The 10,522-nt window shown below is 51.6% G+C and carries 8 protein-coding genes and 1 pseudogene; 1 reads left to right on the top strand and 8 read right to left on the bottom strand.

Annotated elements, in window-relative coordinates; all coding sequences use genetic code 11:
- Positions 1-277: 277 nt before the first annotated feature.
- The 5 genes from ACYZT6_RS10910 to ACYZT6_RS10890 all read right to left on the bottom strand — a co-directional run bounded on the left by ACYZT6_RS10910 (position 278) and on the right by ACYZT6_RS10890 (position 6,278).
- Positions 278-1,708 carry an IS1182 family transposase gene (locus tag ACYZT6_RS10910; RefSeq protein ID WP_462026891.1) on the bottom strand — a complete coding sequence of 477 codons (1,431 nt, stop codon included), beginning with the start codon at positions 1,706-1,708 and terminating at the stop codon, positions 278-280.
- Between the two features lie 606 nt (positions 1,709-2,314).
- Entirely contained in the window at positions 2,315-3,136 is an 822-nt protein-coding gene (locus ACYZT6_RS10905; protein WP_462026890.1) for a hypothetical protein, read from the bottom strand.
- A 335-nt stretch (positions 3,137-3,471) separates the two neighbouring features.
- On the bottom strand, positions 3,472-3,603 hold the full coding sequence (locus ACYZT6_RS10900) for a hypothetical protein (RefSeq protein ID WP_258035322.1): 132 nt from the start codon (positions 3,601-3,603) through the stop codon (positions 3,472-3,474).
- A gap of 62 nt (positions 3,604-3,665) precedes the next feature.
- Positions 3,666-4,148 carry a toll/interleukin-1 receptor domain-containing protein gene (locus ACYZT6_RS10895; protein WP_462026889.1) on the bottom strand — a complete coding sequence of 161 codons (483 nt, stop codon included), beginning with the start codon at positions 4,146-4,148 and terminating at the stop codon, positions 3,666-3,668.
- A gap of 744 nt (positions 4,149-4,892) precedes the next feature.
- Positions 4,893-6,278 (bottom strand): IS4 family transposase, encoded by a 1,386-nt coding sequence (locus tag ACYZT6_RS10890; protein WP_462026673.1) that lies wholly within the window; start codon positions 6,276-6,278, stop codon positions 4,893-4,895.
- 162 nt (positions 6,279-6,440) lie between these two features.
- On the opposite strand from ACYZT6_RS10890, the pseudogene ACYZT6_RS10885 reads away from it, so the two are divergent.
- A pseudogene (locus ACYZT6_RS10885) lies at positions 6,441-6,695 on the top strand (DUF6124 family protein); the annotation flags it as partial.
- Positions 6,696-7,166: 471 nt separating this feature from the next.
- Here the strand turns inward: ACYZT6_RS10885 and ACYZT6_RS10880 are convergent.
- The 3 genes from ACYZT6_RS10880 to ACYZT6_RS10870 form a co-directional block, all read right to left on the bottom strand.
- Entirely contained in the window at positions 7,167-8,105 is a 939-nt protein-coding gene (locus tag ACYZT6_RS10880; protein ID WP_462026888.1) for a hypothetical protein, read from the bottom strand.
- Positions 8,106-8,929: 824 nt separating this feature from the next.
- Complete coding sequence (locus ACYZT6_RS10875; protein ID WP_462026887.1) at positions 8,930-9,622, bottom strand: nucleotidyltransferase domain-containing protein; 693 nt, start codon at positions 9,620-9,622, stop codon at positions 8,930-8,932.
- An 8-nt stretch (positions 9,623-9,630) separates the two neighbouring features.
- Positions 9,631-10,467, bottom strand: coding sequence for a pentapeptide repeat-containing protein (locus tag ACYZT6_RS10870; protein WP_462026886.1), 837 nt, complete (start codon positions 10,465-10,467; stop codon positions 9,631-9,633).
- Positions 10,468-10,522 lie beyond the last annotated feature (55 nt).

Below are 10,522 nucleotides of genomic sequence, written 5' to 3'. Positions count from 1 at the left end.
TTTGCACTCAATGGCGGTTACAGTCAACGTCCCTTGGAGGACCGCTATTGGCCGATTCCTGCCAGTCGCGAGGGACTGCAATCGACCTCAAACTGCCGTTCGCGAAAGGCAACAACCGGCCCAGAGTGTGTAAAAACGCGCTGATGCACTGTCGGCGCGCAGCGCTGACGGTTGTTAGCTGAGTAATTGCTCACAACAAGTCCTGCGGATCATCACGAGTGTCTGGGAGCCCCTAGCGCCGCTTCTACCTTGCTGGGTGGCCAAAATACAGACCTCTTCAGGCCGACAGCGCCTTCATTAAACCGCTGGTACCGAGAATTTTCATGACTCGTTTCAAGTTGTAGGCGAGGACGTTCAAGCTCATCTCCGCACTTACCCCGTTCAGCTTTCGTGTCAGGAAATGTGTGGCGCCCATCCATTGTTTGAGTGTCCCGAAGGGATGCTCGACCGTACGCTTGCGGACTCGCATCATGTCCGGCGCGTTGCTCAGCCTGTTCTGCATTTCCTCCAATACGGCTTCATGCTCCCATCGCCGAACTCGCCGTTGCTTGCTCGGTGTGCACTTCGATTTCAGCACGCATCCCTGGCAATTAGAACTCCAGTAACGGTGCAACTTCAGGCCTTTTTCAACGCTGGAAAAGCGCCAGATCAACGCCTCTCCAGCGGGACAAATGTATTCGTTTTTTGCCGCGTCATAGATGAAGGCATCGTTATTGAAACGCCCGTCAGCCTTGGCTCTAGAGGTCATCGGCTTGGGCACATAGGCGGTGATGCCTGCATCGTGACAAGCTAGGATTTGTTCGCTTTTGAAGTAACCTCGGTCAGCCACTACCGACAACGTATCTGACGCCATCGCCTCGCGGGCCTGCTTGGCCATCGAGCTGAGTAGATCGCGGTCGGAACCGACGTTGGTCACCTCATGCGCAACGATCAAATGGTGCTGGGTATCGACTGCTGTCTGCACGTTGTAACCGACGATTCCAGTGCCGCGCGTCATCATGGAACGGGCGTCTGGATCGGTCAGTGAGACCTGTTTATCCGGTGATTCGTTGAGCTGAGTTTCAATGACCTGCAACTCTTTCATCTGAGCTTTGAGCTTGTCGATTCTCTCTTGCAGACGAGCAGCCTTGGGCTGAGCGACCGAGGGTTCTTGCCGATCGGTTTCGTCGAGCGTAGTCAGGTACCGATTGATACTTGATTCAATTTCTTCCATCCGCCGTTTCAGCTTGGCGCTGGTGAAATTGCGGTCGCGGTTATTGACGGCCTTGAATTTACTTCCGTCGATGGCGACCAGATTTTCTTCGAACAGTCCTAGCTGCTGGCACAGCACCACGAACTGGCGGCAGACACCTCGGATGGCCTTGCTATTGTCTTTTCGGAAGTTGGCGATGGTCTTGAAATCGGGCATCAAACGCCCGGTCAGCCACATCAGCTCGACGTTGCGTTGGGCTTCTCGTTCAAGACGCCGGCTCGATGGAATGCGGTTCAGATAGCCGTAGATGTAGATCTTCAGCAGGACCGAGGGATGGTAAGCCGGCCGGCCTGTATCAGCAGGTAAGGCGCCCTCGAAACCTAGTTTGACCAGGTCCAGTTCGTCGACAAAGACGTCGACTACGCGCACCGGATTGGCATCCGTGACGTAATCGTCGAGGCTCGCGGGAAGGAAGGTTTCTTGGCCTCGATGTTCACCTTGGATAAAGCGCTTCATGGGCGATCCCTGCGATGAAATCCTCAGAAATCATAGCAGGGCTAAGAGCGGTGTTCTGTTCAGATATTGATGCGTTTTTCAACCGCCTGTAGTTGCCTTACCGGGTCCCAACCACTCGGCGACGCTTGAGCTTTGCTCCACCAAAGCATTCCTTTAGAGATCCATAATTTCCGCAAATCAGCATGAGCAGATGTTGCGTCATCATAGCCAAACTGCGTACCGCAGGACGGGCACATGCCAAAAGAAGAGCAGCCAACCTCATCGTATGGAGGCTCTTCAAGCCCGGGGTATCCACAAACCGGACAAAGATATGAAACGTTGCTTGCAATCATCCAACCCCCAGATTTCTAGCCTCTAGCCCACGTTGTCGGCGTACCTGCTGATTTCCGGAATCTTATACTGAATCTGAGCAACTGATGTCTGACCTGGGCTGAGTAGGAAAAAACACTAGAGTGGAAGCCACTAACAAGGGTTTTGACACACTCTGGGCCAGAAGCGGACGCTAACGACAACGGTAAGAGTCGCCGGAAGGAGCGCAGTGAGTGGATCTACGTGAGCAGGGGGATACATGCGGGCGAGATCTAGGCGGATAGTTTAAACCACTTGTTAAGCGCTTGTTGTAGGCCATTCTGGGGCTGCCACTTCTAATGTATCTGGATCAATTACTAGGTATTCATTTTTTTCATATGGCAGTAAAGGCCTCCCCCCAAATGCTATCGTTTTAGATTCGCGATTTGGCCAGTATATGTTATATGGCAAGGTATTTAGATGTGTATATACTTTATAGATCTGCGGGCAGCCTCCAATATAAGGCTTGGCGGCATCCCTAATATATTCTATGAGTACTTCAAATGGCTCCATTACCATTCCGACGGCTTGTATTCTATTTCTTTCGCCTAGTATTTCGTAGGCTCTTTCGTTTGCGAGATTTGCATCATCTCCTATGAACGCAAAGTACTTATTTCCGCCGCCCTTTTTTCGGTGCTTAGACGCTTCGCGAAATTGAAACTCATTAGATTGCTCGTGAAAATATACAGTCCATATTTTAAATGACTGTGTTTTGCAGGAGTACCCAGCCAAAATAAAGCTGACTTCTGCTGGGTCGGGTATTTTTTGGCCTACTGGTAGATTTGTAATGCTCTTCCACATGGCATTAAATATTCGCAGGACGTGACCTTTTAGCTCTGTCAGCTCATATGCCCTTGACCGGATTTTAGGGTGCATTCGAACTGCTGTTTGAAGCTGTAGCATTAAGGGATAAGCATTTGCCGTAGATCCTGCAAATGCGATAACGGAATCGCCTCGCCCTAGGTCTAATACTTTCGTGCCAATATCCCATGCTCTTCCGCCACTCAATCGTGAGTCGCTTGCTATATACAGTTCTTTAGTTTTTCCGTAATGCCTAACCCAGGCTGCTACTAGAGTCATTTTCGATTAATTCTCGGTGAGTGCTTTAACTTTAAGCAGACGACGCAGATGGGCTGAAACTTTCCGCACTTGCATCTGATAACTTTCCGTATCCATTCGTAGCTCCTGATTGGTTTGAGTGGCACGCCAGAAGCGCGACATGAGGCAAGGGCGAGAGCGACATGAGTCTTGAGCAAATTACTGACGTACCACCTGCATGTCCATGACACGCTTCTGTTCCATCTCTACCACTCACAAACGGCTGCAATGGGTCGAAATGCGCCGGTCGCCAGCGGCAGCAGTCGGCAAGAAGCGGCCTAATTTACGTGATTCGCCCCCTCTCACTGCTTTTAAGGTCAGTCACCTTTTTTGTGTTTATGTACTTCCAGATCAGGATGTTTGCGTTTGTTTTCTTCAGTAACACGACGGCGCTGGTCCTTTTTGCCGGTGGATTCAGCAATCGGTTTGGGGCCGGGTTTAATACTCATGTGTTCAACTCCTTTGATTGATAATGGGTCTGTTAGTAAAGCCGTACGCGTGGACAGTGAAGCTACGGGGCGACCAACTCGGCAAGCTTGGCCGCGATATCTGAAAACGTATCTTCAGCAGTGCTCAGGCCGCTTCTCGAACCGAGTAGAGGACTGACTTCGCGCAGCGATTCGTATGTGGTGTCGTGAATGATGGGAACCAGCAGATCCCTTGCGAGGAGCGCGGAAAGCTCTTTGTCGGCGATGCCTTCGGCTGCCAGACGGCGCAGCAAAGCGGGGGTCACCAGCACAATTCCTACTCGAGACCTCGCTAATCCCTTATCAATTTCACGCAGTAACGAAGAGCCTAGAAGGACATCTTTCTCGCTGAACCAAACGGAAACGCCGAGCGACTCGAGTACATCATGCAGCTCCTTCGCGGATCCTTTCCGGTCGTCCCAGGCGTGACAAAGAAAGACGTCACGTAGATCAGGTACAGTCGTGCGCCTCTCGACATTTTCGCGTACCGGTGTGAGTGTCCGTACCTCGGCGGAGGTGTAGGCCACAGAGGATCCGGGTTTCGACCAGCGCGGCTTTGCGCTGCTGGATGAACCGCCGCTGCTGCGACCACCCCCACCATGAGACGGGGACGAATAGGATGGTGCGTATGACGAGGATGAATACGATCGCGATCCGTACCCACTATATCCGCTGCCACATGCGGGACACGCTGCTCTTGCGCTTGCCGAACGATGACCATGTACCGGTGCTGTACATCTAGACATGTCGTAAACCTTCCATTTGTAGCTGCTCGCCCAAGAGATGATTAAGCAGCGGCTGTACCGAGCCGTCAGCTTTTGAAAACACCGCAGCCAATCCCTATTGGCTCGAAATCTGCCTGCGCTTCAGAACGTGATTCCAATATGCTGGCGCAAACAATAGCCCATGGCGCGAATTCCGCTAGCAGGCGTAGCGTGAATGTTCGCTAGCGGCTTCCGTTACAAATGCCGTGATGGTCTAGAGCTATCTATCATAGCGAGTAGCTCGACCCAGGTTTCGGGTCTCTGACGTTTAACGGCCCCGCAATCGATGCTGTTGTTCAATCGGCGAACGTCGCCTATGGGTCGGATACTGCCTTTCTGCGACAAGCAGCAATCGGCCAAATGCAGTCATTCGGCGTTTACCAAGGAGGAGGGATTTAGGTCGGCTGGAGGGATAAAATCTGATGCCCGCACCCTTATGGAAAAAGGTGACTGGAAAAAGGGGGCTGATTTATTTCTCAGAAAAAACAAATCAGTCCCGAATGGCACTTACTTAACATGTTTTGCGTGCCCATTTTTCCTGACATCTGCCCTTGCTGACCGACGTGGTTTGGTCAGCAAGGGGTAGGCTTGAGGTCTTCGTTTTATGGCTCGCGGCTCGATACGACCAGGCCGATTCCCGACGCGCCTCTGAGCAATCAACATCAATAAATTCGACAGGCCATCCTCGTCTTCAGGGCTGCCATATTGTCGCAGTGCCAGCCATAGTTGAAGGCTGTGTTTGAAGCTCAGTTCGCGAGGTAGGCAGTCAGCTAACAGAGCCGATTGTGCCATGAGCATTCGGATCAGATTGTGTGCCAACAGATAGACCCATAACTCTTTGACTGCCATGCCTGGGGTCTTGCAGCTTAACTTTCCAAGTCCCAGCGTAGCTTTGAGATTTCGCAAATCCAGCTCGACATGCCATCGTCCCTTGTACAGCGATTTGAGGGCTGTTTTGGGTGTCTGCTTCGGGCAATGCAACGTGGTGACCAAAGTTTTTCCACCAGCCTTCAACTCTCGCACGGTCAGTCTTTCAGGTGCCTGTTCGTAATGCGTTTGACTCATCCACGGCGGTCTCCTTTCAGGTTTTTTCAACTCGATCAGGTGATCTTCCGAACCGATACTTTGACCCAAGCGAAAGTCCGTGCTGCGCCGTCGAGCACCGTATTGTTCGAACACGCCATCGACACCTCTTCGTTGCAACTCGCACAGCAAGAAATAGGTAGCGTAGTAAGCGTCGCCCAATAAAATGTCGCCTGTTTTCAGCGTGTCGAGCATTGATCTGAGCAGCGTTTGCTCATCGCCGCCCTTGCCTCGGAAACGTCCAAGGGCGGCATCTAAGACGGCGCCGCTGGAAAGGCAAACGATGCCAACCACGCGACACAGGGGAAAACCAAGACCGACTTTCTGACCGCGTGACTGCGGATAGGCCCCCTGATTGGCCGCAGTGTCGGGCATGCTGACCGTCGTACCGTCCACCAGGCGTACAGGCCGTCCCATCCAGCGCCACGACGAAGGTGCGTTATCACTTATCGAAGCACCGGTGTGTCTGACCAGCGTGGAAACCATTTCCACAGGCAGGCGCTTGCGGGCTTTACAGTAGGCGCCCGTGCGAGTGCTATTGGGCTTCATGCCGCCACAAAACCGTTTAATGGACAAGTCGTTGACGGCGTTCTGGCAGGAACGGTCGGCACTCATTGCTTGAGCCAGAAACATAGACAGCGTTTCAGTCGGCGGAAACAGGCGCTCCCGATATTCCGGCAATGCAGACTCGACGCGCTGCAACAGTTCGGGCGCAGTGAGCAGGTTGAAAAACGCATAGGCATCACAGTTCGAAGCGTGTCGATGAAAGCGTTGCTGTTGATGCTGGAGAATTTGACGTCTACGATTCACTGGGGCTGTGTCCTTGGTTTGTCGGGGTGTGTTCGCAACTATCACCGTAGACCAAGACCAGCCCTTCTTCATTTTTTGCTTTCAGCTCAATTGGTTAGCTGCTAAGTAAGTGCCATTCGGGACTGATTTATATCTCAGACAATAAATCAGTCCCCTTTACTGCTCACCCCACAACAACGGGTCATGGGTAGCCATCACAAACACGACCCCATGTACCTGGCCAACCCGGCATACGACACCGAATCCCTCCTGGCCAACGCCAGCGAATCATTGGGGTCAGCGAGCGAAATGCTCAACAACTTTGCGGCCACGCTGGAGCCTGCCCATCGCAAGACTGCGATCGGGATTGCGCAGTTGGTGATGTTGAGTGAATTGGCGGTGAACCAGGCGTTGGATCATGTTGAGGTGAAGACCTAAACGTTTGCCCTCTTTGGTGACCGGCTAGTTCAGAGCGACAGAGGGGATAAGCGTTGGCCGGAGCTGCCATGGTGAATGGCAGCTATCGGCCGAGGCTGTGTAGAAACGTTTTTCAGCGCGACAGGTACTCAAAAATGGACTGGAAATCGCGCTTCTACGCGAGATCCACATCTGCTGACGTGCCGATAAATTTCAGATTTAACGTAGACGCGCACACTTCAATTTTGGCGACGCGTTTTTACACACTCTGGGCCAGAAGCGGCCGCTCATGATTGACCGCTTTCGGCCGATTCTGTTGAAAAAGTCGGATTTTTAACACGCCTCAACTCAGGCACGACCGCCATTGGAGAAAGTGATAGCGAAGGCTGAAGTGGTATGCATAATTCGTTGGTGCCCGATTCAACTCCAGGGAGGTCCGCCATTCAAATGAAAAGATCGCACGTTCTTTTCTTTTGAATGACGGGAGTCCCCCTAGGACCCACTGATGTCCGGATCGGGACTAAGCGACGTGTCACCATCCCGCCGTCCAGACTTGGATACCACCGACGACACGAAGCCCGCCATCACGAACACGCATATCAGCAGCTGTGTCGCAATCAGACTACGCACCAACCTTGAATTGCCGACCACATCACCATACGTAGTTGTCGTGGAAATACCGATACTGAAAAAGAGGAAATCCAACCATGAGACGGCGTCTAGGCGTTGTTTGCGCCAGGCCTTGGCAACGTCGATGAGTTCTGTACGCTTCTGACTAAGTAGCTCCCAAGCCTGTTCCCGCTCACGGGCCTGGGCTTGGGTCTTGTCATGCAGTTGATCCATCTGTGCCATAAGCTGGGGATCGCCAAACTGCCCGATGTTGCTGATGAAATAACGGTAAGCCTCGGCCATTTGTTCAGCCTGAACGACCCGCATCTCTGCAAGCTTCACCCTCAGGTTCGCTTCAGCGACACCATAATCCCGTTCTGACGAGCCACGCCCCGAGAACGCCCTCAAGACTCGCTCGGCATCAACAACACTTCGGCTTGCCTCTGCGGTAATGTCCTGCCGATAACGCTCGCCATTTGCCATGGTGATAGTTTGATTGCGCCTGCCGACCTCGGCGAGCTCTGCGCGACCAGAGTCGACTTGCTGGTCCAACGACCTTACCTTGAGGTCGAGTTCGTTGATTACGGCTTTGATGCCTGCCAGCTTTGCACTGATCTCACTCAAGTTAGGAGCACTAGTCGTGGCGTGAGTATCCATCTCCTGCCAAGCCAGCAACGGAATATCCGACAGTGGGTCCAGGTTCAGTTCACTGTTAATGATAAAACTGTCTGGCCGGGCGCCCCAGATGCAGTAGTACACCCCACTGAACAGCAATACGATTGCGAGATAGCTGAACAGCCATACGTTTATTTTCTTGAACACTGCCGACGATTGCCTCCGAACCATTTGAATTTAGACGAGCGAAGCATTTTCTAGGACGCGCATGATAAGTCTTGTGGGCGGCTAGCGCCTGCAATGATAGATGAAAACACTTTTCGTCCCTTTTCGTCCCTTTTCGTCCTCGAGAAGATTCGGGACGGATCACGAACTTACGGGGCGGATTTATTTCCCCGACTTTAAATGACCGTTTCTGGTCGGTTTCAGCCCTGCTCGAAATGCAGCATCCGGCCCGGCCAGGAGCGGTAAATGGCATATATCTATGTGCGCTACCCGAGCCATCCTCCGGCCCCTACGTAAATCCAGCCGCTTGCTCGCCCTTTAGTCTTAGTGTGGGCCGCTCACGCAGCCCAAACTACGTAATGAAGGTCTACGTAGCTAACCAAGGTAAATCGCGCTTCCGTCGCTGATTCCACAGACAGCTCTCGAAACTCTCAGTTTTCGACGTATTTTTCTTGTTTTTACATAGCCTGCGTCTTAATCGGCCGATTTCTACCTAGCATTGTAGGCAGGCCTCACGAAGTTGGATAAGCAAACCAGATATAGGAAGACGTTGTTGTGCCTCATCGTCGAAGACAATTCGACTCTGGTCAGCTTCAGACTTGCACCTCGCGGAGACCCGATGAAGAAGGAAGCAAATAGCCTCAAGATTGTGTACTGGCCTTTCAACCGCAGCACATCGCTTTTGCCATTGCTGGATAGCCTCAGTGGTCAAACCATGTAGTTCGGCGACGCTTAAAAAGCTGCCGTTGACTATAGCGAGCACGTTGCGTTCAGTTTGGACTCGTGAAAAGAAGGAGCCAAAGCGGTCAGCAGAAGGAGTTCTCACGTGCAACCTCAATTATGTTCTGTGTCCATGTGTATGCTGATTGAATACCCTCCACTAGCTTTTCAATAGCAATAGGAGGTGCAGGTAATCCGCGTTGTGACGCATGGCGAGCGTTAATAAGTGTTTGGTAGAAATTTTTGCTGCACGGCGGCGCTAGCTGAAGTTGCGCCGACACGTCAAATGGAGCAAATCGGCTAAAGCAAGGAAGCCCTAGGACGGACGAGCTCAATGACATACCAACATTGCGAAGAGAAACATAAGCAATACCCGCTTCGTACACTGGAGAATTACTTCCAAGTATGATGGATTGCTCCGCAGACTTGAGTAAATCGCTGAAGTTTATCGCATCGACTAAACCTCCAACATAAGGTGCAGGAGATGGGAAGGTGTGCAGATAGTCTTGGCGATTTTCCCACCCGGGTATAGGACGTGCCTCTAGATGCAAATGCCAAGCGAATAAGTGGCCTTCTTTGAACATGCGCTCTAAGTGGTCACACGAATACTCCGCGAAGGTGCAATGCATGGACATCGCGGAGGAAACTTGCTCCCTTGCATCTGCCTGTAACCGGCTGTCGAGCATTTTGTCGTAAACCAGCAGCACGTCGGTGTCGCTCATACAGTCTTGGTCACCACGCGCAACCGAACCGAAAAGGTAAGCTTTAAAATTATTCATCTTTCACCCTATCTTCTGGCTATGTGTTTATACAGCACAGGTATAGCTAAGCCTATAGATACATAGCGCAAGGTCACTGCGAGTGAAGATGTGATAGGGCTGGCTGAAACCTCAGAAGCACTTACACTTGGGAGATCAACATACAGTGACGACAGAAAATACAAGCTCTTAAAATATTGGTTAAATAACGCGCCAATAGATACGGCGTCCAGATCTGCGACTTGACCTGCAGCGTGAAAAAAACTAAATACAATCAAAAAAAAACCGGTCGACAATGCTAGCCGAAATAGTGATTCTCCATGCCCCCAAATATATCGTTCTGCTAAAAGGCGAACTTGGTGGAATCGCGCGGCTAATCGCTGGCGCATTGAGTATTTTTGATAATAGCCAGTGCCTGCGTTTGCGATGCCACGCCAATGTTCAATCTCAGTGCGAGCTTCATGGTATACGACATCTGCTTCCCACTTCGTATCACCGACGCTGTGAGCATTTGCTCTTAAGTTATGCAGCATTTCCCAGCGTACGTTCGGATAGCCTGGAAGGTTAGCCAAAAGTTGCGGTACTGGTAATATGCAACGGTGGAAATCAACATAACGGAAGTCGCAGTTCTCAAAAGTCGCAGAGCGAAAAACCGATTCTCGGATGCGTGCGCCGATGAATTTACAGTTGATAAAAATCGCCTTATGGAAGTAGCCACGCTCGATGATGCTATAAGAGAACGTGCAGTCAGTATAAGTGACTTCCTTACCCTCAATGTCGCGTAAGTAACGCCCAGAAAAGTCTAGACGCGATAAGGTTCGTGCCGAGCCGGCACCGAGATCATCCCGAGTTATGAGGCTTTCCATGATTACGCCGTAAGTAATAGGTCTGAGATATCACTGCACGCCCAATATAGCAGTG

The organism is Pseudomonas sp. RT6P73 (assembly GCF_054897715.1).
Note: the sequence above shows the minus strand (reverse complement) of the source record. Positions and strands in the feature narration are given on the sequence as shown.

Bases quoted from the DNA above. Each gene is read 5' to 3' on its own strand.
- ACYZT6_RS10910 (WP_462026891.1), bottom strand. From the start codon at position 1,708: ATGAAGCGCTTTATCCAAGGTGAACATCGAGGCCAAGAAACCTTCCTT.
- ACYZT6_RS10905 (WP_462026890.1), bottom strand. From the start codon at position 3,136: ATGACTCTAGTAGCAGCCTGGGTTAGGCATTACGGAAAAACTAAAGAA.
- ACYZT6_RS10900 (WP_258035322.1), bottom strand. From the start codon at position 3,603: ATGAGTATTAAACCCGGCCCCAAACCGATTGCTGAATCCACCGGCAAA.
- ACYZT6_RS10875 (WP_462026887.1), bottom strand. From the start codon at position 9,622: ATGAATAATTTTAAAGCTTACCTTTTCGGTTCGGTTGCGCGTGGTGAC.
- ACYZT6_RS10870 (WP_462026886.1), bottom strand. From the start codon at position 10,467: ATGGAAAGCCTCATAACTCGGGATGATCTCGGTGCCGGCTCGGCACGA.